Genomic DNA, 23,619 nt, shown 5'->3' on the forward strand with positions numbered 1-23,619 from the left:
AACACCTCGGCACTAAAACAAAGCCGCACCTACGGCAAACTTAAGAACCAGTACTAAAGGAGAACGCAATGAAGCGCACAACCCTCGCCGCAATCGCCCTTGCGGTGACTGCAGGGCTCGGACTCACCGGCTGTGCCGGCGCTGCCGGTCCCGCCGAACCGCAGGCGGCCGAAGGCAAGACCCGGCTGACCGTCTCGGTGTGGAACTACGAGGGCACCCCGGAGTTCAAGGCCCTCTTTGACAGCTACGAGGCCGCCAACCCCAACGTTGACATTGAACCCGTGGACATCCTGGCCGATGACTACCCCCAGAAAGTCACCACCATGCTTGCCGGCGGCGACACCACTGACGTCCTCACCATGAAGAACGTCATTGACTACTCCCGCTACGCCAACAACGGCCAGCTCCAGGAGATCAACAGCGTGGTGGACAAGCTGGGCAAGGACAACCTGGCCGGCACGGATGCCTTCAACATTGACGGAAAGTACTACGCAGCTCCCTACCGCCAGGACTTCTGGCTCCTGTACTACAACAAGGATCTGTTCAAGGCTGCCGGAATTGAAGATCCCAAGGATCTGACATGGGAGAAGTACACGGAGATCGCCAAGAAGCTCTCCACCGAGGCTGGCGGCAAGAAGACCTACGGCACCTACCACCACATCTGGCGTTCGGTGGTCCAGGCCATCGCGGCAGCACAGAACGGCGCTGACCAGAACAGCGGCGACTACGGCTTCATGCAGGACCAGTACAACACCGCTCTGGACCTGCAGAAGTCCGGCGCCACCTTGGACTTCGGCACCGCCAAGAGCCAGAAGACCAGCTACCGCACCATGTTCGAGTCAGGCCAGGCAGCCATGATGCCCATGGGTACCTGGTACATCGCCGGCATCCTGCAGGCCAAGAAGGACGGCAAGACCAACGTCAACTGGGGCTTGGCTCCCATGCCGCAGAAGAACGACGACGGCAAGGTCACCACGTTCGGTTCGCCCACGGCCTTCGCCGTGAACAAGAACGCCACGCACTCCGATGAAGCCAAGAAGTTCATCGAGTGGGCAGCAGGCGAAGAAGGCGCCAAGGCGATCTCAAAGATCGGCGTAGTTCCGGCGCTGCAGAACGACTCCATCACCGCTGAGTACTTCAAGCTCGATGGCATGCCCACGGATGAGCTGTCCAAGAAGGCCTTCACGCCGGACACCACCGAGCTGGAAATGCCTGTCAGCGACAAGTCGGCCGCCACGGACAAGATCCTCAACCAGGAACATGATCTGATCATGGTGGGCGAGCGCTCCGTCACTGATGGCATCGCCGAGATGGGCAAGCGCGTCACGAGCGAAGTTCTGGGCAAGTAGCTCCCAGTAACACTCCCCCGGTCCTGGTGCTGCGTCCGTCAGGCGCAGCACCAGCACCGGATCTGAACTCTCCGGATCCTGAAATGGAGGAACGCCCCCGCCCCGGGAGCGGTCATCATGACTACAGAAACAATCACCCAGGCACCTGCCCCCGTGCAGAGCCGCGGCAACAGGAAGCAAGCCAGGCGCAACACGCTGATCGGCTGGACGTTCATCCTTCCGAACTTCCTTGGCTTCCTGGCCTTCACCCTCATTCCAGTCGTGGCCGCATTCGCGCTCTCCTTCATGGAATGGACCTCGTTCAGCGCTCCAAAATGGATTGGCCTGGCCAACTTTGAGCGCATGTTCGCGTCCGACTCCTTCTGGATCGCGCTGCGAAACACTGTTGTTTACGCCTTGGGGCACGTCCCGCTGACCATGGCCCTGGCACTGCTACTGGCCATGCTGCTGAACCGTAAGCTCAAGGGCATCGGCTTCTTCCGGGTGGCCATCTTCTTCCCGTACATCACCTCTTTGGTTGCTGTCGCCGTCGTGTGGAACATGCTGTTCAGCCCGGACAGCGGCCCCATCAACCAGTTCCTTGGCGCAATCGGCATCGCCAACCCGCCGGGCTGGACCTCCAGTTCGGACTGGGCCATGCCGGCTGTGATCATCACCAGTGTGTGGCGCGATATGGGCTACTACATGGTGCTGTACTTGGCCGGCCTGCAGGCGATCCCCACCGAGCTGTACGAAGCCGCCGAAGTTGACGGTGCCAGCGCCTGGCAGCGTTTCTGGAACGTCACCATCCCGTCCCTGCGTCCCACCACGTTCTTTGTGGTGGTCATGCTGACGGTCTCCAGCTTCAAGGTGTTCGACCTCATTGTGGTCATGACCAACGGTGGCCCGGGCCGCTCCACCACGGTGCTGTCCCAGCTGATCTACCAGGAGGGCATCGGCGAAGGTAAGTTCGGCTACTCCTCGGCCATTTCACTGGTCCTGTTCATCATCGTGCTGACGGTTACCGTCCTGCAGTTCAAGATCCAACAGCGGAGGGAACGCTGATGACCAACATGGCCGAAGACCTCAAAGCCACTCATGTGACGGACGCATCGCCGCTGCCGAACGGCGCACCCACTGCGGAAGACCGCCGTCGTACTGACCGCAAGCGCTCCCCGCGGGAGCAAAAGAAGCGGACCGCGAACGTCATTATTTACGGCGTCCTGGTGGTCCTGGTGGTGGCGCTCATGGTGCCGTTCATCTGGATGCTGTCCTCCTCGCTGAAGGAAAACAACCAGGTCCTGACCGTTCCCATCCAATGGATTCCGCAGGAGTTCGTGTGGAGCAACTACACGGACATCTGGACCCGTATCCCCATGATGGGCTACCTGCAGAACTCGCTCTACCTCGCGGTGATCATCACCTGCCTGCAGGTCCTCACGGGCTCGCTGGCCGCATACGGGTTCTCCAAGGTCCGATTCCCGGGCCGTGATGTCCTGTTCCTCGCCTACATCGGCACCATCGCCGTTCCGTGGCAGGCCTACATGGTGCCGCAGTACATCATGATGCAGAACCTGGGCCTCACCAACAGCTTCAACGCCTTGATCCTCCTGCAGGCGTTCGGTGCGTTCGGCGTGTTCCTGATGCGCCAGTACTACATGACCATCCCGGATGAGCTCTGCGAGGCCGCCCGGATCGATGGCCTGAGCGAGTATGGCATCTGGGCGCGGGTGATCCTGCCCCTGTCCAAGCCGGCCCTGGCCAGCCTGGCGCTGCTGACGTTCGTGAACACATGGAACGATTACATGGGTCCGTTCATCTACCTCACGTCCAACCGTCTCTGGACCGTCCAGTTGGGCCTGCGGTCCTTCGTGGGCCAGTTCGACGCCGAATACGCCATGATCATGACCGGCTCGGTGATCTCCGTAATCCCCATCCTCATCATCTTCCTGATCGGGCAGCGCTACTTCATCCAGGGCATCGCCACCAGCGGGATGAAAGGATGAGTGTTGTGGGTGGAACAAAACGGCGCGGCCTGGCAGGACGAATCCCCAGCCCGGGGTTCGAGGCTTTTGGCAGCATCTTCGGTTTCATCTACACCTTCCTTGCCGGGAATGTGCTGATGGCGGTGGCCAATGCCCCGTTGGTACTTTCCTTGTCACTGGTTGCAGATCCGGCGGCGGCCTGGCCCTTCTTCCTGGCTCTCTCCGTCACCGTCGCACCGTCGCTCGCCGGCATCTTCGCCGCCTTCAAGGCCTTGAACGACGACGGCGGTGCGGTCAAGCCGGTTGCCGCTTTCCTTCGGGGATACAAACGCAGTTTCGGCAAGGCCGCGCTGTTGGGCGTCGGGGCGGTGGGCCTCCTGATGTTCCTCGGCGTGGACCTGGCCGTCGTCCAGAACCAGGCCATCCCCGGCGCCGCAGTTTTGGTGCCTCTGATCGTCGTAGCAGCCGCCGTGACGGTGAGCCTCACCGTCACGGCGATTGCCGGCGTCGTGCTGTTGCCCGATGCGAAGCTCAAGAGCGTGCTGAAGGCCTCGCTGTATCTGGTGGTGCAGCGCTGGTACCTCAGCGCCGCCATGCTGATCCTGCTGGGAATCATCGTGTCCGCTGCCGTGCTACAGCCCGTTCTCGGCGTTGCCTTGGCACCGGCGCCGCTGCTGTTCGTGATCTGGAGCAATGCGTCGTTCGCTTTCCATGCCGTTCTCCGTTCGGCCTGATTTTTAGGATTTTTAGTTGCAGACCTTCGCAATCGGCCGTCAGGATTTCCTCCTGAACGATCAGCCTTTCCGTATCCTGTCCGGAGCCATCCACTACTTCCGGGTCCATCCGGACCAGTGGGCGGACCGGATTGAGAAGGCCCGGCTGATGGGTCTGAACACCATCGAAACCTATGTGCCCTGGAATGAGCATTCCCCCGTTCCCGGCGCTTTTGTGTGCGACGGCGGCCTGGATCTTGGCCGGTTCCTGGACCTGGTGGCCGATGCCGGGATGCAGGCCATCGTGCGGCCCGGCCCGTATATCTGCGCCGAATGGGACAACGGTGGACTCCCTGCCTGGCTTTTCACCGATCCCACCGTGGGAGTGCGCAGCAGCGAAGCCGGCTACCTCGCCGCCGTCTCCTCCTACATGGAGTCCGTGCTGGAGATTGTGGTGCCGCGGCAAATCACCCAAGGCGGGCCCGTGATCATGTTCCAGATCGAGAACGAGTACGGCGCATACGGCAGCGACAAGGCCTACCTGCAGCACTTGGTTGACCTGTCCAAACGGTTGGGTGTTGATGTTCCGCTGTTCACCTGCGACCAACCATTCGAGACCATGATCGAGGACGGCTCGCTGCCCGAACTTCACAAGACAGGAACGTTTGGATCACGCGCGGATGAGCGGCTGGCGTTCCTGCGGGAGCGTCAGCCTACCGGCCCTCTGATGTGCGCAGAGTTCTGGAACGGCTGGTTCGACAACTGGGGCACGCACCACCACACCACCGACGCCGCTGCTTCCGCCGCCGAACTGGATGCGCTGCTGACTGCCGGGGCTTCGGTGAACATCTACATGTTCCACGGCGGGACCAACTTCGGGTTCAGCAACGGGGCAAACGACAAGGGTATTTACGAGCCCACCATTACCTCGTACGACTACGACGCTCCGCTCTCCGAGGACGGACAACCCACGGCCAAGTACTTCGCCTTCCGGGACGTCATTGCCAAGCACTTCCCGGTTCCTTCCGAGGTGCCGCATCGGCGGACGCCTGTTCCGGAATCCTCTGTCCTGTCCGTCACGTCCTCCGTCCCGCTGCTCTCCGTTCCGACCGCTGCGCAGCTGGTTCCCGGGCCGGTACCGCCGGTGGAAGTGACCGGCCAATACCGGGGCTTCTACCTGTACGAGGCATCGCTGCCTTCCGGCGGAGTGCTGTCCTTCTCGGAAATACGGGACCGGGCACAGTTCTTCCTGGATGGCGTGCCCGTGGGCGTCCTGAGCCGGGAATTGGGCGAACGCGCTGTTGTCATCCCGGGCGGCGGCCGTCTGCAGGTTCTTCTGGAGGACCAGGGCCGGGTGAACTACGGCCAACGGATCGGCGAGGCCAAGGGCTTGATCGGTCCCGCGATGCTGAACGGTGTGGAGCTTTTCGACTGGGAAGTGGGCGCTGTTGATGTGAACTCGCTGGAGGCCTACCGGTCCGCAGCGGTTACGCTTCCCCGCGGTTTCGCGTCTGCCGGGGTGGCTGGGCCATCTGTTTCGTTCGCGACCTTCGACGCCGACGGCCCCGGAGACAGGTTCCTCCGCCTGGACGGTTGGACCAAGGGCAACGCCTTCATCAATGGCTTCAACCTCGGACGGTACTGGAGCCGCGGGCCCCAGCGCACGCTCTATGTTCCCGGTCCGCTCATTCGGGAAGGCGCCAATGAGCTCGCCATCCTGGAACTCCACGGAAGCGCGACGCGTGAGGTGAGTTTCGCCGTCGGGCCTGACCTGGGCCCCGACGAAAAGTAACCCTCTCTCACATCCCACCTGCTTGAACCCAACCGTCTCTCACATCCCACGCCCTTCCCGGCAACCCTCTCTCGCTCTTCTCAGAGGAGTGATAGAGCGTCGCGCCATAACGGCTACGAAGTGAGAGACGGTTCCGGTTTAAGGGCCAGAATGTGAGAGATGGTTGGGACGCGAAAGGGACCGGTCCTTCAACCGGTCCCTCTCGTGTTCAGCACGTCTGTGTGTTCAGCGCGCGGGCGTCATTAGCCGCGGCAGAGCTCGCCGTACTTGGTGCCGGCTTCCTGGTAGGCCTGGCCGAGCTCGCCAAGCTTCGCCTCGTCCGGGGTTTCCTTGGACTGCTCATCCATGTACTCCAGGATGGCGGTGACAACCGGCTTCATTTCGTCCGATGCAACGACTTCGATGGGCCGGATGGCGTTGGCCACGCGGTTGGTGGCGGTCTTGCTAGCGTTTTGGGGAATGCCGGATGCGGCGACGCCCACGCGGTCACACGTTTCCGCGGTAGTCAGCTGCTGCTGGGCGGAACAGGCGGATGCCGAGGCGATGAGCCCGGCAGCGATCAGGACAGTGGTGAGTTTCTTCATGATTCCCTCAGTGGTCGACGTCCCTTTGATTGTAATCAGTGCCGGGGCCCGTCCACGCATCGGCGCCAGGCCGCTTGCCCGCGCTCCTTCCCAGTTAGACCCCCGGTCGGGCAGCAAACTAGGTCGACTCACCGGTGTCGGAGCCTATCTACGGTGACAGCGGGAAAGCAACCGGGCAGGAGCGCAGGGCTGGCGGCGAAACTACAGCGCCGGCGTGCGCGGTGGCACGGTCCGACGAGAACCTGTTGCTTCAAAGGCGGCAGCCAGGGTCAGCAGTGCTGTGTCATCGTAGGCGCGGCCCGCGAACGTGAGGCCCACGGGCATGCCAATGTCTGCCATGGTTCCCATCGGCACAGTGACCGTGGGGATGCCGAGGTGGCGCGGGACGAGGTTTCCGTTGGACACCCATACGCCGTTGCGCCAGCCCAGGTCAGCCGAGGCCGGGTTGACGTCCATATCGGCGGGCCCGACGTCGGCCGCTGCCGGGAACAGGACTGCGTCCAGTCCGAGCCTGTCCATCCAGTCCTCCAAGTCCACCCGCCGGGTCTCCTCCAAGCCACGCACCCCGTTTTCCAGCTCGGGGATATCCGTGAACCGGGAAACTCCGCGTTCACGGACGTGTCCCGGATACTCAGCAATGTCGTCGTCGAACCCGGTGTAGCGGTCCGGCAGGGCGCATTCAGGGTGCGGGAAAATCCTGGAACCGTCCACCTCAGCAAGGCCGCTTAGTGCGGGGTCGCCGTTTGCACGCAGAAAGTCGTCCCACGCCCAGGCTGACAGGTCCACGATTTCACGCTTGAGGTATCCAGGGGTGACAAGGCCCCGCGTGGCGATGGTGGGTGCGCCCGGACGGTCCCCTTCATAGTTGGAGACCACCGGGAAGTCCACCAGAACAACCTCGGCCCCGGCTGCTTCAAGGTCCTGTTTGGCGGCCTCCCACAGATCAATCACGGAAGCCCTCGTCTGGATGCGCTGCCCGGTCGGCCCGCCGATGCCCGGCTGCGCACTGGTCCCGGCGTCCGGATCTGCGTTGACGTACATGCGCGGCACTCCAAGGCGCTTGCCCCGCAGAGCCGACCGTCCGCCGTCGAGCGTTTCCGAAGCCAGCGCCGTGTATGACTCCGGCCGCACCTCTGAAGCTTTGGGTATCTGAACCCAGGGCTGCGCCCGCCAGAAGTCGCCGCGGGTCTCGGCGTCGTCGGCCACAATGACGTCCAGCAGCTCGAGCATGTCGGCCATGCTGCGGGTGTGCGGGACCACGACGTCCATGGTGGGGACCAACGGCCAATTGCCCCGTACGGAGATGACGCCGCGGGAGGGCGTGTAGGCGCACAGAGCATTGTTCGACGCCGGTGCGCGGCCACTTGACCAGGTTTCCTCACCAAGGCCGAAGGCAGCGAAACTGGCCGCCGTCGCGGTCCCGGAACCGTTGGAGGAACCGGAGCCGAACGCCGCAGTGAGGAAGCCGGCGTTATACGGGCTTTCGGCGCGACCGTACACGCCGCGCTGCATGCCGCCGTTGGCCATGGGCGGCATGTTGGTCAGCCCGATCAGCACCGCACCGGCATCGCGGAGCCGCTCGATGGTGAAGGCGTCGCGCTGCGCAATCAGGTGCTCGAAGGCGGGCGAACCCGCCGCCGCGGTGAGCCCTTTGGCCAGGTAGCTATCCTTGGCGGTGTAGGGGATGCCATCCAGTGGCCCAAGCAGCGCGCCCTCCGTCCGGCGTTCGTCCGAGGCCCGGGCGTCCGCCAAAGCATCGGGGTTCATGACCACCAGTGCGTTGAGTCTGATGCCGTTGTGATCGTAGGCCTCGATGCGGTCAAGGTACGCCTGGGTCAGTTCCTCACTGGTCACCTCCCCTGTTTCCAGGGCCTCGCGCAGCTCTGCGATGGAGGCCTCAACGACGTCGAATGGAGCCGTCACGCTGCACCTCCTGCAAGTTTGGGCTGCTGCTGCGTGATGCAGTGGATGCCGCCGCCGCGGGCGAGGATGGGCCGGGCATCCACCGTGACAACACGGCGGCCGGGGTAGGCCTCGGCCAGGATTTCAGCGGCGAGGGAGTCGGCATGTTCTTCCCCGTATCCACAAGCGATGACCCCGCCGTTGACCACCAAGTGGTTGACGTAGCTCCAGTCCACAAAGCCGTCTTCGTCGCGCAGCGTTTCCGGCGCCGGCAGCGGCACGATCTCGAACGGCTTGCCCGCCGCATCTGTTTGCGTTTCAAGGAATGCCCGAAGTGTGCGGCTGACCTCGTAGTCCGGGTGCTCCGGGTTGGTCTGGGAATGCAGCAGGATTTGGCCGGGTGCGGGCAGCGTGGCCACCATGTCGATGTGGCCTCGCGTGCCCAGGTCCTCGTAGTCGCGGGTCAGTCCGCGGGGTACCCAAATGACCTTGGTGGCGCTGATGGTGCGGGCCAGTTCGGCTTCAACTGCTGCCTTGTTGGCGTAAGGGTTCCGGTTTGGATCCAACTGGACTGTTTCTGTTACCAGCACCGTTCCTTTGCCGTCTACGTGGATGGCACCGCCTTCATTGACCAGCAAAGAGCTGACAAGTTCGGCACCGGACTTCTCCGCAACGAAACAGCCCATTCCGGCGCTCTTCTGCCATTCGGACCATGCCGGAGCACCCCAGCCGTTGAAGATCCAGTCCACGGCGCCAAGCACGCCGGGGCGTTCGTCGTCCAGCACAAAGGTGGGTCCGACGTCGCGCATCCAGAACTCATCCAGCGGCGCCTCGATCTGTTCGATGCCGTTACCCAGCATCCGGGCGGCGCGCTCGCGTTCGCTGGGGTCCACCACCATGGTGACCGGCTCGAATTCGGCTACAGCATGGGCGACGGCGGTCCAGGCCCCGTAGGCCTCTTCGGCAGAGGCGGCGTCGTCGCCAAGCGTCAGGCCGGTGCGGGGGAACGCCATCCAAGTGCGCTCATGCGGTGCGGTTTCGGCCGGCATTCTCCAAGCCATGGGTGACTCCTTCGTCTTCAGACATTCTCTTGTTGATCGCATGATCAACAATGCAGAAAACCTAATCTAGACTGGTCTGTAATGTCAAGCACTCAACAGAAGCGCGCAGTCCGTAAGTCACCGGCTGAGCGCGCCGCAGAAATCACCGAAGCCGCCCGCGAGATCGCCCTCGAGGCAGGCCTCACGGCGCTCACGCTGCGCAACGTCGCCGCGCGAATTGGCGTTGCTTCCGGTCTGGTGGCGCACTATCAGCCCACTATGGATGCCCTCGTTTCGAACACCTTCGCCACCATCGTGGCAGCGGAAACACAGGAAGTCGCCGCCTTGCTGAGCCAGTGCCCAGGACCATCTGAACGCCTGGCCCTGCTGGTGGAAACCCTTCTGGACAACAGCAGGCTCGACGTCACCGCAATCTGGGTGGAAGCCTGGACCTTGGGGCGCCGCAATGAAACCCTTGCCGCCGCCGTCCGGGAGCAGATGGATGCCTGGCAGAAGGTCTTCCAGGACGTGGTGGAGGACGGGAACGCCACAGGAGTGTTCAACGTTTCCGACGCCGCCGCCGTCGCCTGGCAGATCCTCGGCATGGTTGATGGCCTGAACGCGCAGGCCTTGGTCCGATGGGACGGCGTCAACGACCGCGGCACGCACCTTGCACGCGCCGTCGAGGGAATGGTGGGCGCCGCCCGAGGTTCGCTGGTGCCCAAACCGGGAGCGTAGGCCGCCCCACCCGGGGCCGCCTTCGGGAGCCAGTCCTGCCCTGCCCTAGGCTTGGGAGCATGGCGATCATTCACAAGGCAACCCTGTCCCCGTCCAAGCTCGAACTCATCGCTGACTACCTACCGAAGCAGCCCTGGTTCATCCAGGACGGCACCCCGGAGCTCATCGGCGCCTACCGCTTTGACGATCCCACCGGCGAGGTGGGGCTCGAAACACACGTGGTCGCGGCCGGCGAGCGCATCTACCAGGTGCCGCTCAGCTACCGCGGCTACGAGCTTGCCGGCGCCGAGGAGTGGCTCATCGGCACCATGGACCACTCGGTCCTGGGAAAGCGCTGGGTGTACGACGCCTGCGCTGATCCCGTATACGTCAAAGTCCTGGCCACCGCCATCCTGACCGGCCAGAACGAGGCCGAACTGATCGTCGACGGCGAGCCTGAGCCCCGGCCCAGCACGGTCACGGTGAAGGGCAGCGGAAAGCTCGACGACGGCGTCCCCGCGTTGAGTGCCTCGGCGCCGGTATCCGGCAGCGGCGTGACCATCATTGATGCGGGTGCCCTGAGGTTGAAAGTTACCCGGGTTCTGGATGTAGCCGCAGATGCTTCGGCCAGCACCGCAGCGGCCCAGGAGCTTCACGGGGAGTTGATTCTCAACGGACAGTGGGCCGGACTGGAGGAGCCGGTGGAGCTGGCCTCGGTAGTGCGGACCTAATCACCCGGATACTTCGCGCCGCTCCTTCCCGGTTGCCCTGCCTCGCCGCCTGTAAGCCACGGCGTGTCGGCCCCCAGGCCCGCGTTATATGCGGGGTGGCACTGGGCAACTGGGAAGGAGCGCGCGCCGGGGGGCATCTGTTGATCACAGGTGCTCAAGCGTAGGCTGGCAAGCAGGTCGTCTAACCACGTGAGGGGCTCAGCATGTACAAAGCGCAAAGCATCATTCCCGCCGCCCAGGATCTTGCCCGGGAATGGGTAACGCATGCGACAGAGGGCACAACCGCACAAACAGACGCAGTGGTGAGGTGGGCTTTGTCCCGGATCAACCACGCCGACGTGCCGTCCGTGGTCCAGGGTGTGATGCTCACTTTGACCGGCAACAAAAAGGCCGCCAAGGAAGCTAAACGCACTGCCGCCAAGGCAGTAAAGAAGGCCACCCGGGCGCTCAGCCGGAAGACCACGCAGCGCAGCTCCGGCCGTGCAGTATGGTTCACCGCCATTGCTGCTGCCGTCGTGGGAGCGGGCGCAGTGTTTGCTTGGCGAATGATGATGCCTCCGGGCGAACCCGAGCCTGTCCAGCGGCCGGAAACCCCGGTCCAGCCGCCGGTCCCACCGGTTCCCTAGGTAACGTCTTCCCGGAAGGTCTCCCCCGAACGTCGTCCCTAGCCGCCGCTTCCCATCGCGCCGGCAGGGTGGTGCGGGGCGACTCAGGTGCCGAACCTGCTAAGGTGCCGCGTGGTCGTCGTGCCGTCCGAACAGTCTCCGTAGCGATGTCCCGGTCACGAGCCAATAGGCTCCGCCACTGGCCAGCAGGAACCCCGCGACGCCCAGGATGACCAGCTGGGTGACGATCCCGGCGATCACCATGATGAAGCCGACCAGAACGGCCAGGCTGCCAAGAACGTTTGCGCGCCAGAGCGCCACGTGGGCGACCGGACTTCAGCTCATAGGCGAGGCCGGGATCCGTTGAAGCGAGATCCCGCTCCAGCTCTTCCAAGCTCCTGCGTTCTTCATCCGACAACGACATCGGAATTCCTCACCACACGAGCAGGGCCGCCGAGGCTGCGTCAATGCTCAGAACACCTGCACGAGCGCTGCTTGCCGTGCTATGCCTTCATTATCTTCCCGTTGAGGTGTTCTAGCCATATGACGGTCCCCCTTCATCACCGGCGGCAGGTCCAGGTATCGACTTACCAAAGGTTCTAAGCATGCTTACGATGGATGGGCAGGATTCAGACGCACCACCAGCATGGAACCCCCACCGCCGACTGGAAAGTTGAACTCCCCATGGCACGACGAAGCGCTAGAAAAGCACAGAGCATCACTGAAGCGGTTCCTGGGCGCCGCGGACCCCGAAAGGCCATTTGGCTTATTGCCGCGGGCCTCGTCGCTGGCATAGCTGGCGGAGTTTTCGGCTTCCGCATGCTGGTACCGTCCAGCGAATCTGAGCCGGCCAAGACACCGCGGCGTCAACCGGAGGAGATTCTGGTCAGGGAGGAGCCTGTGGAAATCTCCACCAGGATGCGCCCGGGCGAGTGGACCGAGGAGTCCCTGCAGGAGCACCTTGAGGAGTACAAGCAGCAGATCCGGGACATGGGAGCCAAAGAGTCGCAGATCGTGGTGGACGTAGAGCGGACCGAAGCCGGCGCTGCCCGGGTAGTGGTCAGCTGGGACCGCAGCCGGGCGTAGCCCGAGCTAGTCCCCCGACCGCGGCCGCCACACCACTACGGCCTGCGACCGCGCTCGTGGACGCTGCCCGCGGGCCAAGCTAACGACGTCGCCCGCGGCACCTGCCGCGAAGATCCGTGCATCCACGGGTGAGCGGCGGCGCGACAACTCCTCGGTCAGCTCAGTAACCCGGTACTGCAAGGCAGCAACCTGGTTTTCGAGGTCGAGGATGCGTTTGATGCCCTCGAGCGAGACGCCGGACTGCGAGAGGCGCTGGACCTCCCGCAGTTTATTGACGTCGTTCTGCGAATAGCGGCGGGACTTGCCGGGAGCGCGGCTGGGCGAAACGATGCCCAAACGGTCGTACTGGCGCAACGTCTGCGGATGCATATCGGCAAGCTCCGCAGCCACGGAGATGACAAAGATCGGCTGGTTGACGTCGATTGCCATGACCGCCTCCTTACAACCGGGCCTTCGCGGCCAAGTCGCTGCGCGGGTTGGCATCAGTGGTGGCCGCCGCGAAAGCCTTCACGGCTTCCTCTGCTTCTTTGTTGAGGTTCAGCGGGACCGCGACGTCGATTGTCACCAGCAGGTCGCCGGTGGACTTGGACGTCTTCACGCCACGACCTTTCACCCGGAGGGTACGGCCCGACGGAGTCCCGGCCGGAACGCGCACCTTGACGGTGTCGCCGTCGAGCGTTGGAACTTCAATGGTGGCGCCGAGCGCCGCCTCCGCAAACGTGACGGGCACGTGGATGCGGATGTTGTCGCCGTCGCGGTGGAAAAAGTCGTGAGGCTTGACGCTCACCGTGATGATGAGGTCGCCGTTGCCGGCAGGGCCAGCGTTGCCCTTGCCACGCTGGCGGACCTTCTGCCCGTCCTTGATGCCGGCCGGGATCTTGACGTCGATCACGTTGCCGTTGCTCTCACGCAGGCTCACCGTGGTGCCCTTGATGGATCCGGCAAAGGAGATGGACGTTGTAGCCGTCCGGTCCGCGCCCTTCTGCGGAGCCCGTTGGAACCCGGTGGGGCCGGCACCTCCAAACCCACCACCAAACAGGTCAGCGAACTCCGGAGGGATGCCACCGCCCGCAGGCTGACGGGCACCAGGCCCACCGCCAAACAGGCCGCCGAACAGGTCCTCAAACCCACCGTTAGCTCCGGCACCACCGCGTCCGGCACCGGCACCCGGAGCAAACCGGGCACCGCCCATGGCACGGATGGCGTCGTACTGCTGCCGGTCCTCAGGGTTCGACAACACCGAGTAAGCCTCGGAAATGTCCTTGAACTTCTTCTCCGCAGCAGCATCCCCAGAGTTCGTATCAGGGTGATGCTCCCGCGCTAGCTTGCGGTAGGCCTTCTTAATATCCGCATCGGACGCATCCTTGGCAATACCAAGGATCGCGTAAAAATCCTTTTCAACCCAGTCCTGGCTGGCCAAGAGCGTTTCCTTTCAAATCAATAAACAAGCACCTGCGTCCACCCACCTTAGGCGAGCCGACCGCCGGAGCGGAGCGAGACAAGGGGCCCGGGAGTGGCTTCGGGCCTACCGGAGCGTGGCGGCTAAGTCCGTAGGACTAAAGCCGCCACGCGTAGGGGCGGGGCCCCTTGTCTCGCTTCGCGGTGGGACTAAGCGGGAACCGCGACGATCACTTGGGCTGCACGCAGGACCCGCTCACCTGAGCGGTATCCGGAGCGCAGCACCTGGCTGACCGTGTCAACCTCGATGTCCTCGCCGGGCTGCTGGATGAGTGCCTCGTGGATGGTGGGGTCGAATTCGACTCCGGTATCCGCGATGCGTTCCAGTCCGTACGTCTTCAGCGCGTTCTCCAGTTTGGTGGCGATGGCGGCGAAGGGGCCGTCTTCGAGGTCACCGTGCTGGCGGGCGGCATCGACGTCGTCCAGCACCGGGAGCAGTGAGTTCAGGACGCCGATGACGGCCATCTCTCCTGCTACGGCGCGGTCGCGTTCGACGCGCTTGCGGTAGTTGACGTACTCAGCCTGGAGGCGGAGGAGGTCGTTGCGGAGCTCCGCTGCCTGGGCTTCAGCCGCGGCACCGGAGGCTACCGATTCCTCGGCCGGCACCTCTACCCCGTTGAGGATTTCCTCAGCCTGGGAGAGGGCGTCGCCGTCTGTAGGAGCGGCGTTGCCTTCGGTGGGAGCTGCAGCTTCGCTATCGGGGTGACGGGCTGCCCCGGTCTCCGGGTCAACCTTGCGGTTGTCCCGGATAACGGGCTTGCGCGGCTCGCCGCTTTCTGAGTGCTCTGCTTCGTTGCCGTGGTGAGGCATGGCTACTTCTTCGCTTCGTCTTCGTCGATGATTTCGGCGTCGACGATGTCCTCGTCGGCAGCCTTGTCACCGGCAGGAGCGCCTTCTGCACCGGCACCCGGAGCGTCAGCTGCGGAGGCCTGGGAGTAGATGGCTTCGCCGAGCTTGGTCTGTGAGGCCTGGAGCTTCTCGAACGCAGTCTTCACGGCGGCGTCGTCGGTGCCTTCCAACGCGGACTTGAGGGCGTCGACGTCGGCCTTGACCTCGGTCTTGACTTCCTCGGGAAGCTTGTCGTCGTTGTCGGCGATCAGCTTGTCCACTGAGTAAGCAAGCTGCTCTGCGGAGTTACGGGTGTCCGTAGCTTCGCGGCGTGCCTTGTCCTCTGCAGCGTGCTCTTCGGCTTCACGGACCATGCGGTCGATGTCGTCCTTGGACAGTGCCGTGCCACCGGTGATGGTCATGGACTGTTCCTTGCCCGTGCCCTTGTCCTTGGCGGACACGTGGACGATGCCGTTGGCGTCGATGTCGAAGGTGACCTCAACCTGCGGAACGCCACGAGGTGCCGGGGCGATGCCGGTCAGTTCGAACGTGCCCAGCGGCTTGTTGTCGCGGGTGAATTCACGTTCGCCCTGGAAGACCTGGATGGCCACGGACGGCTGGTTGTCGTCAGCGGTGGTGAAGGTCTCCGAACGCTTGGTGGGGATAGCGGTGTTGCGCTCGATGAGGTGCGTCATGACGCCACCCTTGGTTTCGATGCCGAGGGACAGCGGGGTGACGTCGATGAGGAGGACGTCCTTGCGCTCGCCCTTCAGGACACCGGCCTGGAGTGCGGCACCAACGGCCACAACTTCGTCCGGGTTGACGCCCTTGTTGGGCTCCTTGCCGCCGGCGAGTTCCTTGACGAGCTCGGAGACAGCAGGCATACGGGTGGAGCCACCGACGAGCACGATGTGGTCGATGTCGGAAACCTTGATGCCGGCTTCAGCGATGACGTCCTGGAACGGCTTCTTGGTGCGGTCCAGCAGGTCCTTGGTGAGGTCCTGGAACTTGGCACGGGTCAGCTGCTCGTCCAGGTGAACCGGGCCGTCGGGGGTGACGGACAGGTACTGGAGGGAGATGTTGGTGCTGGTGGAGGAGGACAGTTCCTTCTTGGCCTGCTCGGCAGCTTCACGCAAACGCTGGAGGGCGATCTTGTCCTTGGAGAGGTCGATGCCCTTGACCTTGAGCTGGCTCAGGAGCCACTCGACAACGCGGTTGTCCCAGTCGTCGCCACCGAGGCGGTTGTCACCGGCGGTTGCACGGACCTGGATGGTGGAGAAGTTGTCTTCGTCCTTGCCAACCTCGAGGAGGGAGACGTCGAAGGTTCCGCCACCGAGGTCGAAGACCAGGATGAGTTCGTCTTCCTTGCCCTTGTCCAAGCCGTAGGCCAGTGCAGCAGCGGTGGGCTCGTTGACAATACGGAGGACGTTGAGGCCTGCGATTTCGCCAGCTTCCTTGGTGGACTGGCGCTCGGCGTCATTGAAGTAGGCCGGAACGGTGATCACAGCGTCAGTGACCTTTTCACCCAGGTAGCTCTCGGCGTCGTTCTTAAGCTTCATGAGGATACGCGCGGAGATTTCCTGCGGCGTGTACTTCTTGTCATCGACGGCGACGTTCCAGTCGGTGCCCATGTGGCGCTTGACGGAAGCGATGGTGCGGTCGATGTTGTTGACGGCCTGGCGCTTGGCGATTTCGCCGACCAGGACTTCGCCGGACTTGGAGAACGCAACGACGGACGGCGTGGTGCGGCCGCCTTCTGCGTTGGCGATAACGGTGGGCTCGCCACCTTCGAGAACAGAGACCACGGAGTTGGTGGTTCCGAGGTCGATACCTACTGCACGTGACATATCTTGTTTCCTTTCAATGGCCGATGTTGGAGATTGCACCTGACAGCGGTCCGCTGGGCGGTCTACGTGCCGGAAGCCTGCTCAACAATCGGCTAGTTGAGCGTTCTGCACTCAACTGTACTCAGCCTCGGAAAGATGTCAATCCAAAGTTGAGTCGAGTTCGCTCAACTTTGATCTGAGGGCCTAGGAAAGCCCCGGAATCACGCGGCTCAGGGGGTGGTTTCGCCCACGGTGAACTGGCAAGCCGTCCGCCTGAGCCGGGTGTCCGACGTCGAACCCTTGCTTCAGGCACGCCGCGCGGCACTCAAGGCGATACGCGGCGAAGCCTAGCCACCTCAGCAGGAGCGTCAAGCGGTTCCGGCTTATAGACCCACGCCACCAGCACCACGGAGATGATCATCAGCAGGAACCATGCCAGGAGCTTGTCGATGGAGACCGCCTGCCAGCCGTTCAGCTGGTTGGGATACAGCCACGCACGGGACCACGTGCCGATATTCTCCGCGAACCAAATGAACAGCGCCACCAGCAGGAACGAGACCAGGATGGGCATACGGAAGCGACGCCGGAACACCCGGAAGTGCATCACGCACCGGCCATAGACAAGCACGACGGCGGCCAGCAGCACCCAGCGCGCGTCAAAGATGTAGTGGTGCGAGAAGAAGTTGATGTAGATCGCGGCCGCAACAAGTGCCGTGATCCACCGCCGCGGGTACCGTTCGAAGCGGAGGTCGAACAGCCGGAACACCCGCACCATATAGGACCCCACTGCGGCATACATGAAGCCGCTGAACAGTGGAACGGCCCCGATCCGAAGGACGCCTTCGGCCTCGTACGCCCAGGAGCCGACGTCCGTCTTGAACAGCTCCATCACCGTCCCCACCACATGGAAGAGCAGGATGACCCGCAATTCCCGCAGCGTCTCCAGCCTGAAAGAGATCATCAGAACTTGGATAACGACGGCGGCAAGGGTCAGGAAATCGTTGCGGGCAAGCGCCGCGTTGTCCGGGTACCAAAGCCGGGCAGCGATGATCACCGCGAGCAAAGCCGCCCCGAACACACACGCCCACGCCTGCTTCAGCCCGAACACCACAAACTCGGTCAGCCCGGCCCGCACACGGCCACCGCGAGTGCGGTCAAGGTAGCGGTGCGCAAGGGCGTCGATGGACTCTTCCACCGACGTGGAGTTACGCATGGGGCACCGCGGAATCCACCACAAGCTGGCCCAAATAATGGTCGCGGGGCCAGTGCCGGATCCGCTGGGGCAAGCGCGGATACACGCGACCCACCATCCGCATGGTCCGCTCGAACCGCCGCGCCTGGCTTTCGCCCCAGGTGAAGCCGAATCCCTCGCGCACGTGATCCGGCAGCAGGCCTGCGGTGAGGAACCGCGCCGTCGGCATGGCCAGGCGCAGCAACCGTGGTCCTCCAGCCGGGTAGAGAAGGTCCCTGGCTACCTTGAGCGCCTTGTCATCCGGGCGAAGTCCGCGCACCTGGGATTCCCAGTACCTTGCAAAGGCTGCCCGGTCAGCCGGCCATTTATCCGCCGGAAGCTGCAGGGCTGTCCCGATCCGCGCATACTCGCGGTAGATACGGTCGGCGGTATCGTCGTCGAGCATTCCATGGACCTGCTGATAGACGGTGACGGCGGTGTCGTAGAGGGTGGCGACCACCCAGAGTTGGGAGTCGGCGTCGAAAGCGCTGTAGCCGTGTGAAGCACCATCGGGTCCGCGGCGGACCGGGGCATGGGCTCGGTTGACGGCGCGGCGAACGGCCTTCAGCTGTTCCTCCGAGCCGTAAACCACCGCATACACGTAGGTCATGGTGGCGCGGAGCCGATCCATGGGGCGCTCCGCGAAATTGCTGTGCTCGGCCACGCCGTGGCCCACTTTGGGGTCCGCGATTTGCAGGAGAATTGCGCGGCCCGCGCCGGCAAGGAGGACACCCTCCGCACCAATGTCAGCCAGTCCACGAACCATCTGAATACTGTAGCGCCCTAGCCTTGGAGCCCCACGACGCCCTGAAGCACGCCCAGCTGATGCTCAAAAAGCTCGTCGCGGGCCTTGAAAGTCTCCGGCCCGTACTGCCCAAAAACCTCGAAGCTGATGGCCCCGAACACCGACGTCCACACCAGAACACCACGCGCTAACGACGCGTCTGGTGCCGCGAGATTCATTTCGGCGCGAATGGCCGACAGGTCTTCGGCCAACGCCGGGGGAATCACGACGGCGGGACTCACGTCTGCGCGCATGGCTCCGGCGCGGAATGCGGCGTCAAAAATGCCCACGAGGCGGACGATGACGCGGGTTCCGGGGACGGTGGTGCGCTCGCCCGGCGCCTGGTAGCCGGGGACGGGACTACCGAACAGCAGGGCGTAGCTTGCCGGTTCGCGGAGCGCCCACGACCGGACGGCAGTGCCAAGCGCCCGGAATTGCCCGGCGAAGTCGTTGTCGGGAACGGCCTCCACGGCTGCCTCCACATGGTCGCCCAGCTCGTTGTACGCGTCGATGAGCAGGAGGGTGAGGAGCTCGTCGCGGCTCTCCACGTAGCGATACACGGCCGAGGACACGACGCCGAGGTCCCTGGCTACCGCGCGAAGGGACAGGGCTGCCGCGCCGTGGAGGGCCAGATGCTGACGGCCCAGCCGGATGATGTCGGCGATGGTTTGTGCACGTGCCCGCTCCCTGGGAGTAGTCGGCTTGGCCTTGGTTGCAGCTGAAGTCATGCCCATAGCTTGCCACAAAGGAGAGCGGCGTCAACAAACAAGAGCACTGCTCTTGACTTCACGCCAAAGGACAGTCATTCTGGATTCAGAGAGCACTGCTCTTGCTTTGCACCTCACCTACACAAAGAAAGAGGACCATCATGTACGTCGTCACAGGAGCAGGACCGGTGGGCCACACCATCGCCGAACAACTCGCAGGGCTGGGGCACCCGGTACGCGTACTGACGCGCTCGGGCAGCGGCCCGGACCACCCACTGGTGGAGAAGATGCGCGTAGATGCATCCGATCCTGAACAGCTCAAGGAAGCCGTCGCGGGATCAGCGGCCACCTTCCACTGCATCCACGGATCGGCGTACAGCGCTGCAGCTTGGGCCGCGGAACTCCCCCGGGCCGAACAAGCGGTGATGGACGCAGCCGCAGCCGCGGGCGCCGTCGTCGTATTTCCCGAAAGCCTGTACTCGTACAGTGAGCCCGCACGCATCATGACCGAATCGAGCCCCCGCGAAGCTGCGGGCGGAAAACGTGGCATCCGAACGGCGCTGTTGAAGGCGCGGCGGGCGCATGCGGCCAACACCGTGAGCGTAGTGGCCGGCGATTTCTTTGGACCGCGCGTGAAGATGGCACATGCCGGCGAGCGCATGGTCACGCCAATACTGGCGGGCAAACGGCTGCAGTTCATTGGCAGCGCCAGCCAGCCGCATTCCTTCACCTATGTGCCGGATCTTGCTGCGGCCATGATCGCCGCCGCAGGGAAGCCCGCACTCTGGAACAGCGTGCTGCATGCACCCACCGGCGCGGCCGTGACCCAGCGGGACATCGCAGTAGCACATGCCCAAGCGGCTGGTCTGACGGAACCAAAGGTGAGCGCTGTTCCCGGCTGGGTGCTGCGGGCCGCCGGACTGGTCTCGACCGATATGCGCGAATTGGCTGAGTTGCTGTACCAGTTTGAGCGCCCATTCGTGATGGATTCCTCCGAAAGCCAGCGGATACTGGACCTGGACCCGACTCCCCTGCCGGAGGCCGCTGCCGCGACCATGGCGTGGTGGCGCGGGGCGGACCAGCGCAGTTCTTAACGAGTTCTTAAAACCCGCGGCGGAGAATCCAAGAAACGAGTCGTCCTGTCGAGGGGTTCCATGTTTCCGCATTCCGCGCCGCATCCCGTGCGCTTCAACCCCCTGCCCGCACCCAAGCACTGGCTGATCATCGGGCTGGTACTTGCGGCCGCCGTTGTCTTGGCGGGGTGGGCGATTCAGGTGGTCCCTGGCCTGACCTTGGCTGAACTGGCGGTGGACGATGACTTCAGCCGCCATCACACACCCGTGCTGACCGGGCTGGCCCTGGTGTTGAACGCGCTTTTCGGTCCGGTGGCGGGAACGCTGATCGTGATCGCTGTCAGTTTGTATCTGGCACTGATCCGACGTTCTCCGCAGAATGCAGCGCTCTTTTCCCTTACGGTGGCGTGTGGATGGCTGACGTGCCAATTGTTCAAGGTGGTTACCGGCCGGATCAGGCCGGATCCTGCCTTGCTGTTCGATCCCCTGGTGCCGGAGCCCGTGTCCAACAGCTTCCCCAGCGGCCACACGTCCTTGGCCGTCGCGCTCACACTGGCGACGTTCCTTCTGGTTCGTGAAACACGGTGGGCGAAACCGGTCCTCTGGGCAGGGACGGTCATGGCCGTGGTGGTCGCTTGGTCCCGGGTGTACATCGGCGCCCATTATCCGTTGGACGTTGTTGCCTCGTTCCCGGCAACGATCGCGGCGGTCCTGATCATGGCCGGAACCTGGAACCGCTTTGCACCAGCTGTCATGGCCGCGATTCATTCCCGGGCCACGTCCCCACGCTCTCCCAAATGAAAGAGACTCTATGGAAGCCCTTGCCTTGGTGCCTGCACTGAACCCTACCGAGCTCCTCCCCCTCCTGGACCCGGCCAGCCTTCTGCAGGGATTGGGACCCGCGACCCTCGGGGTGGTGGCCCTGATGATCTTCATTGAATCAGGTGTTCTGTTCCCCTTCCTGCCCGGTGACTCCTTGCTCTTCACTGCCGGGCTCCTTCACCAGCAACTGAACCTGACACTTCCTGTGCTGATAACAGTGGTGACTGTGGCCGCCATCGCGGGTGATCAGGTGGGCTATCTGCTGGGGCGCCGCTTCGGACGCCGATGGTTCTCCGACGACGCCAGGGTCCTGAAAACGTCCCATCTGGCAAAGGCCGAAGACTTCTTCCGACGCCGGGGCGGGCCCGCGCTGATCCTCGCCCGTTTCGTGCCGGTGGTGCGCACCTTCGCGCCCCTCAGTGCCGGCATCGCCCGGTATCACTACAAGTCCTTTGCCCTCTGGAACATCACTGGGGCGATCCTTTGGGCGAGCTCCGTTACGCTCCTTGGCTCCTGGTTGGGCCATTTCGAGATCATCGCAAAGAACATCGACGTCATAGCCGTGGTGATGGTGCTGGCCTCCGTGCTGCCGTGGGGTATCGAATACCTCAAACGCAGGCGTAGCCGCGCGGCGGAGTCCTCCTCCGCGCAAGAATAGATCCGTGACCACTGACTCCAAGCTGTCCGTCCTGCTGGTGGAAGACGATCCTGCCCTGGGGCCACTGATCGCGGAGCTCCTTGAGCCCGACTATCAGGTGCACATCGCCGTCGACGGCCATGAAGGCTTGAGCCAGGCCCTGGTGGGAACGTGGGATGCGATGGTGATTGACCGGGGGCTTCCGGGCCTGGATGGCATCGCGCTGATCGCCGCGCTACGTTCCAAGGGGATCGCCACCCCAATCCTCATCCTCACCGCCATTGGTTCTGTGGACGAGAAGGTTCGGGGGCTCGACGCCGGCGCGAACGACTACATGACCAAGCCCTTCGACGCCATGGAATTGGGGGCACGCCTGAGGGCTTTGACCCGCAGCTACCACCAGGCACCCCGGATCACCGTCATCGGCGACTGGGAACTGGACTCCACCACCAGATCCATGCGCTCCATTCACGGGTTCCTTGCCTCGTTGACCGCGACCGAATCGGAGTTGCTGTCGGTTCTTGCTGCCGAGCCGGACCGGGTGTTCACCAGGGAGGAGCTGATTGTCGCCACCGATAGCCAAGGTGACCTGCCCGGAGTCATCGACACCCATGTTCACCACCTTCGCCGAAAAGTCGCCCGATCGGTCATCCGGACCGTCCACGGTGTGGGTTACCAGATAGGCGAAGCCCATGACTGATCAGTCCATGGCCCCGGCCCAGGATCAGGCAATCCTTCGCAAGGCCTCCTTGAAGATCGCGCTACGAATCAGTGCAGTCTGCGCCCTGCTGGTCCTATGCCTCCTGACCGCGGCCACCATGTACCTGCTGAGCCAGGCCGGCAATCCGGAACCAACCGAACCTGGGGCCGTCTATGCCTATCTCGACACCAAAGACCTGATCAAAGCCATGGTCATCGCCGGGGCAGCGGGCATCCTGCTGGCGGGCGGTGTTGGCTGGCTCAGCGCGCGCAGTGCCATCCGCCCCCTCGGCGAAGCCCTGATCCTGCAACGACGTTTCATCCAGGACGCCAGCCATGAAATGCGGACGCCCTTGGCCATCCTTGATGCCCGCATCCAAGTGGCACAACGCAGCACCGCTCCGGAATCGCCCGTCGGCCGGCAACTGACACGGATCCGGGACGACACAGCCGCCCTCACCGGAATAGTCAACGAACTCCTCGAATCCGCTACCGGCACGCTCCAAGAACCCGCCGCCACGGCAACGAATATCCCCGACATCACACAGGAGGTCGTGGACAGCCTCCAGCAATTGGCCGCGGACCGGGGCATCACCCTGCACTGTTCGAGCACTGGGCACCCCCGGGCCATGATCACCCCGCAGCGACTTCACCGCGCCATCCTCGGTTTGGCCGAGAACGCACTCGTCCACACGCCAGCGGGCGGCCTCATCACGGTTGCCAGCACCGTGGCCGCTAACCAGGCGGTCATCACTGTCACTGATACCGGCCACGGTATTACAGGTATCGACCAGGACCGGATCTTCGACCGTTTCGCCAGGACACCCGACCCCCATCCCGGCCAACAGCAGCGTAGCTTCGGGATCGGACTGTCCCTGGTCCGCGATATAGCCGTCGCCGCGGGCGGCTCCGCGGACGTCGCATACACCGGCCCGGAAGGCACCTGCATGCGGATTACGCTGCCCCTGGCGGGGAATTGACGGTGGCGGGCGCCCACCGTAAGAACCAGAAAACAGAAGCGTTCGACGGCGGGTGCGCACCCGCCGTCGAACGCTTCTGTTGGAAGATGAC

At 63.6% G+C, this 23,619-nt stretch carries 25 protein-coding genes and 1 pseudogene; 14 read left to right on the top strand and 12 right to left on the bottom strand.

Features of this window, described 5'->3' with window-relative positions; genetic code table 11:
* The first annotated feature begins 68 nt into the window (after window positions 1-68).
* The 5 genes from ACZ5J0_RS16925 (at window position 69) to ACZ5J0_RS16945 (ending at window position 5,818) form a co-directional block, all read left to right on the top strand.
* Window positions 69-1,349, top strand: a complete 1,281-nt coding sequence (locus ACZ5J0_RS16925; RefSeq protein ID WP_142937845.1) for an ABC transporter substrate-binding protein — start codon at window positions 69-71, stop codon at window positions 1,347-1,349.
* Window positions 1,350-1,466: 117 nt separating this feature from the next.
* Window positions 1,467-2,393: a carbohydrate ABC transporter permease gene (locus tag ACZ5J0_RS16930; RefSeq protein WP_142937844.1), complete on the top strand. Its 927-nt coding sequence runs from the start codon at window positions 1,467-1,469 to the stop codon at window positions 2,391-2,393.
* Window positions 2,393-3,334, top strand: a complete 942-nt coding sequence (locus ACZ5J0_RS16935; protein ID WP_142937843.1) for a carbohydrate ABC transporter permease — start codon at window positions 2,393-2,395, stop codon at window positions 3,332-3,334. The genes ACZ5J0_RS16930 and ACZ5J0_RS16935 overlap by 1 nt, the downstream gene beginning before the upstream one ends.
* A 5-nt stretch (window positions 3,335-3,339) precedes the next feature.
* On the top strand, window positions 3,340-4,047 hold the full coding sequence (locus ACZ5J0_RS16940) for a hypothetical protein (protein ID WP_223941007.1): 708 nt from the start codon (window positions 3,340-3,342) through the stop codon (window positions 4,045-4,047).
* A gap of 16 nt (window positions 4,048-4,063) precedes the next feature.
* On the top strand, window positions 4,064-5,818 hold the full coding sequence (locus ACZ5J0_RS16945) for a glycoside hydrolase family 35 protein (RefSeq protein WP_223941008.1): 1,755 nt from the start codon (window positions 4,064-4,066) through the stop codon (window positions 5,816-5,818).
* Between the two features lie 242 nt (window positions 5,819-6,060).
* Here ACZ5J0_RS16945 and ACZ5J0_RS16950 read toward each other — a convergent pair whose 3' ends face one another.
* The 3 genes from ACZ5J0_RS16950 to ACZ5J0_RS16960 all read right to left on the bottom strand — a co-directional run bounded on the left by ACZ5J0_RS16950 (window position 6,061) and on the right by ACZ5J0_RS16960 (window position 9,365).
* Window positions 6,061-6,402 (bottom strand): hypothetical protein, encoded by a 342-nt coding sequence (locus ACZ5J0_RS16950; RefSeq protein WP_142937835.1) that lies wholly within the window; start codon window positions 6,400-6,402, stop codon window positions 6,061-6,063.
* A gap of 201 nt (window positions 6,403-6,603) precedes the next feature.
* Entirely contained in the window at window positions 6,604-8,325 is a 1,722-nt protein-coding gene (locus tag ACZ5J0_RS16955; protein ID WP_464093634.1) for an amidase, read from the bottom strand.
* Window positions 8,322-9,365, bottom strand: coding sequence for an agmatine deiminase family protein (locus ACZ5J0_RS16960; RefSeq protein ID WP_223941010.1), 1,044 nt, complete (start codon window positions 9,363-9,365; stop codon window positions 8,322-8,324). Before ACZ5J0_RS16960 ends, ACZ5J0_RS16955 begins: the two co-directional genes overlap by 4 nt.
* Before the next feature lie 81 nt (window positions 9,366-9,446).
* Here ACZ5J0_RS16960 and ACZ5J0_RS16965 point away from each other — a divergent pair, with 81 nt between their 5' ends.
* The 3 genes from ACZ5J0_RS16965 (at window position 9,447) to ACZ5J0_RS16975 (ending at window position 11,418) form a co-directional block, all read left to right on the top strand.
* Window positions 9,447-10,082 carry a TetR/AcrR family transcriptional regulator gene (locus tag ACZ5J0_RS16965; protein ID WP_464093635.1) on the top strand — a complete coding sequence of 212 codons (636 nt, stop codon included), beginning with the start codon at window positions 9,447-9,449 and terminating at the stop codon, window positions 10,080-10,082.
* Between the two features lie 59 nt (window positions 10,083-10,141).
* Window positions 10,142-10,792, top strand: a complete 651-nt coding sequence (locus tag ACZ5J0_RS16970) for a CG0192-related protein (protein WP_464093636.1) — start codon at window positions 10,142-10,144, stop codon at window positions 10,790-10,792.
* 203 nt (window positions 10,793-10,995) lie between these two features.
* Window positions 10,996-11,418, top strand: a complete 423-nt coding sequence (locus ACZ5J0_RS16975; protein ID WP_223941013.1) for a hypothetical protein — start codon at window positions 10,996-10,998, stop codon at window positions 11,416-11,418.
* A gap of 99 nt (window positions 11,419-11,517) precedes the next feature.
* On the opposite strand, the gene ACZ5J0_RS16980 is transcribed toward ACZ5J0_RS16975, so the two are convergent.
* Both ACZ5J0_RS16980 and ACZ5J0_RS16985 read right to left on the bottom strand, forming a co-directional pair.
* On the bottom strand, window positions 11,518-11,718 hold the full coding sequence (locus ACZ5J0_RS16980) for a hypothetical protein (protein WP_464094761.1): 201 nt from the start codon (window positions 11,716-11,718) through the stop codon (window positions 11,518-11,520).
* Between the two features lie 37 nt (window positions 11,719-11,755).
* A pseudogene (locus tag ACZ5J0_RS16985) lies at window positions 11,756-11,821 on the bottom strand (DUF3040 domain-containing protein); the annotation flags it as partial.
* Between the two features lie 194 nt (window positions 11,822-12,015).
* On the opposite strand from ACZ5J0_RS16985, the gene ACZ5J0_RS16990 reads away from it, so the two are divergent.
* Window positions 12,016-12,483 (top strand): hypothetical protein, encoded by a 468-nt coding sequence (locus ACZ5J0_RS16990; protein ID WP_464093637.1) that lies wholly within the window; start codon window positions 12,016-12,018, stop codon window positions 12,481-12,483.
* Window positions 12,484-12,489: 6 nt separating this feature from the next.
* Here the strand turns inward: ACZ5J0_RS16990 and ACZ5J0_RS16995 are convergent, their stop codons facing one another.
* From ACZ5J0_RS16995 to ACZ5J0_RS17025, 7 genes are all read right to left on the bottom strand, one after another.
* Window positions 12,490-12,912 (bottom strand): heat shock protein transcriptional repressor HspR, encoded by a 423-nt coding sequence (locus ACZ5J0_RS16995; protein WP_166842240.1) that lies wholly within the window; start codon window positions 12,910-12,912, stop codon window positions 12,490-12,492.
* 10 nt (window positions 12,913-12,922) lie between these two features.
* Window positions 12,923-13,903: a DnaJ C-terminal domain-containing protein gene (locus ACZ5J0_RS17000; RefSeq protein ID WP_464093638.1), complete on the bottom strand. Its 981-nt coding sequence runs from the start codon at window positions 13,901-13,903 to the stop codon at window positions 12,923-12,925.
* Between the two features lie 188 nt (window positions 13,904-14,091).
* Window positions 14,092-14,751: a nucleotide exchange factor GrpE gene (locus tag ACZ5J0_RS17005; protein ID WP_142937826.1), complete on the bottom strand. Its 660-nt coding sequence runs from the start codon at window positions 14,749-14,751 to the stop codon at window positions 14,092-14,094.
* A 2-nt stretch (window positions 14,752-14,753) separates the two neighbouring features.
* A complete protein-coding gene (gene dnaK, locus ACZ5J0_RS17010; RefSeq protein WP_142937825.1) occupies window positions 14,754-16,616 on the bottom strand; it encodes a molecular chaperone DnaK in 1,863 nt (620 codons plus the stop codon).
* Between the two features lie 304 nt (window positions 16,617-16,920).
* Window positions 16,921-17,808, bottom strand: coding sequence for a DUF817 domain-containing protein (locus tag ACZ5J0_RS17015; protein ID WP_464093639.1), 888 nt, complete (start codon window positions 17,806-17,808; stop codon window positions 16,921-16,923).
* Entirely contained in the window at window positions 17,801-18,592 is a 792-nt protein-coding gene (locus tag ACZ5J0_RS17020; protein WP_464093640.1) for an oxygenase MpaB family protein, read from the bottom strand. Before ACZ5J0_RS17020 ends, ACZ5J0_RS17015 begins: the two co-directional genes overlap by 8 nt.
* Before the next feature lie 17 nt (window positions 18,593-18,609).
* A complete protein-coding gene (locus ACZ5J0_RS17025; RefSeq protein ID WP_464093641.1) occupies window positions 18,610-19,344 on the bottom strand; it encodes a TetR/AcrR family transcriptional regulator in 735 nt (244 codons plus the stop codon).
* 134 nt (window positions 19,345-19,478) lie between these two features.
* Between ACZ5J0_RS17025 and ACZ5J0_RS17030 the strand changes: the two genes are divergently transcribed.
* Genes ACZ5J0_RS17030 through ACZ5J0_RS17050 form a run of 5 tightly spaced genes read left to right on the top strand, consistent with a single transcriptional unit; the run spans window position 19,479 to window position 23,528 of the window.
* Complete coding sequence (locus ACZ5J0_RS17030) at window positions 19,479-20,411, top strand: NAD-dependent epimerase/dehydratase family protein (RefSeq protein WP_464093642.1); 933 nt, start codon at window positions 19,479-19,481, stop codon at window positions 20,409-20,411.
* Window positions 20,412-20,471: 60 nt separating this feature from the next.
* Entirely contained in the window at window positions 20,472-21,191 is a 720-nt protein-coding gene (locus ACZ5J0_RS17035; RefSeq protein WP_464093643.1) for a phosphatase PAP2 family protein, read from the top strand.
* A 10-nt stretch (window positions 21,192-21,201) separates the two neighbouring features.
* Window positions 21,202-21,870, top strand: a complete 669-nt coding sequence (locus ACZ5J0_RS17040; RefSeq protein WP_166842233.1) for a DedA family protein — start codon at window positions 21,202-21,204, stop codon at window positions 21,868-21,870.
* A gap of 4 nt (window positions 21,871-21,874) precedes the next feature.
* A complete protein-coding gene (locus ACZ5J0_RS17045) occupies window positions 21,875-22,549 on the top strand; it encodes a response regulator transcription factor (RefSeq protein ID WP_166842232.1) in 675 nt (224 codons plus the stop codon).
* Complete coding sequence (locus ACZ5J0_RS17050) at window positions 22,542-23,528, top strand: sensor histidine kinase (protein WP_166842231.1); 987 nt, start codon at window positions 22,542-22,544, stop codon at window positions 23,526-23,528. The genes ACZ5J0_RS17045 and ACZ5J0_RS17050 overlap by 8 nt, the downstream gene beginning before the upstream one ends.
* Window positions 23,529-23,619 lie beyond the last annotated feature (91 nt).

This window comes from Arthrobacter sp. DualSoilB13, assembly GCF_055389195.1.

What these genes read in the sequence shown, in the direction of transcription:
- ACZ5J0_RS16990 (WP_464093637.1), top strand. Translation starts at nt 12,016, where the DNA reads ATGGGCAGGATTCAGACGCACCACCAGCATGGAACCCCCACCGCCGAC.
- ACZ5J0_RS17025 (WP_464093641.1), bottom strand. Translation starts at nt 19,344, where the DNA reads ATGGGCATGACTTCAGCTGCAACCAAGGCCAAGCCGACTACTCCCAGG.
- ACZ5J0_RS16995 (WP_166842240.1), bottom strand. Translation starts at nt 12,912, where the DNA reads ATGGCAATCGACGTCAACCAGCCGATCTTTGTCATCTCCGTGGCTGCG.
- ACZ5J0_RS17015 (WP_464093639.1), bottom strand. Translation starts at nt 17,808, where the DNA reads ATGCGTAACTCCACGTCGGTGGAAGAGTCCATCGACGCCCTTGCGCAC.
- ACZ5J0_RS16935 (WP_142937843.1), top strand. Translation starts at nt 2,393, where the DNA reads ATGACCAACATGGCCGAAGACCTCAAAGCCACTCATGTGACGGACGCA.
- ACZ5J0_RS16950 (WP_142937835.1), bottom strand. Translation starts at nt 6,402, where the DNA reads ATGAAGAAACTCACCACTGTCCTGATCGCTGCCGGGCTCATCGCCTCG.
- ACZ5J0_RS17035 (WP_464093643.1), top strand. Translation starts at nt 20,472, where the DNA reads ATGTTTCCGCATTCCGCGCCGCATCCCGTGCGCTTCAACCCCCTGCCC.
- ACZ5J0_RS16960 (WP_223941010.1), bottom strand. Translation starts at nt 9,365, where the DNA reads ATGGCTTGGAGAATGCCGGCCGAAACCGCACCGCATGAGCGCACTTGG.
- dnaK (WP_142937825.1), bottom strand. Translation starts at nt 16,616, where the DNA reads ATGTCACGTGCAGTAGGTATCGACCTCGGAACCACCAACTCCGTGGTC.
- ACZ5J0_RS16970 (WP_464093636.1), top strand. Translation starts at nt 10,142, where the DNA reads ATGGCGATCATTCACAAGGCAACCCTGTCCCCGTCCAAGCTCGAACTC.
- ACZ5J0_RS16930 (WP_142937844.1), top strand. Translation starts at nt 1,467, where the DNA reads ATGACTACAGAAACAATCACCCAGGCACCTGCCCCCGTGCAGAGCCGC.
- ACZ5J0_RS16965 (WP_464093635.1), top strand. Translation starts at nt 9,447, where the DNA reads ATGTCAAGCACTCAACAGAAGCGCGCAGTCCGTAAGTCACCGGCTGAG.
- ACZ5J0_RS17030 (WP_464093642.1), top strand. Translation starts at nt 19,479, where the DNA reads ATGTACGTCGTCACAGGAGCAGGACCGGTGGGCCACACCATCGCCGAA.
- ACZ5J0_RS17040 (WP_166842233.1), top strand. Translation starts at nt 21,202, where the DNA reads ATGGAAGCCCTTGCCTTGGTGCCTGCACTGAACCCTACCGAGCTCCTC.
- ACZ5J0_RS16925 (WP_142937845.1), top strand. Translation starts at nt 69, where the DNA reads ATGAAGCGCACAACCCTCGCCGCAATCGCCCTTGCGGTGACTGCAGGG.
- ACZ5J0_RS17050 (WP_166842231.1), top strand. Translation starts at nt 22,542, where the DNA reads ATGACTGATCAGTCCATGGCCCCGGCCCAGGATCAGGCAATCCTTCGC.
- ACZ5J0_RS17020 (WP_464093640.1), bottom strand. Translation starts at nt 18,592, where the DNA reads ATGGTTCGTGGACTGGCTGACATTGGTGCGGAGGGTGTCCTCCTTGCC.
- ACZ5J0_RS17005 (WP_142937826.1), bottom strand. Translation starts at nt 14,751, where the DNA reads ATGCCTCACCACGGCAACGAAGCAGAGCACTCAGAAAGCGGCGAGCCG.
- ACZ5J0_RS16975 (WP_223941013.1), top strand. Translation starts at nt 10,996, where the DNA reads ATGTACAAAGCGCAAAGCATCATTCCCGCCGCCCAGGATCTTGCCCGG.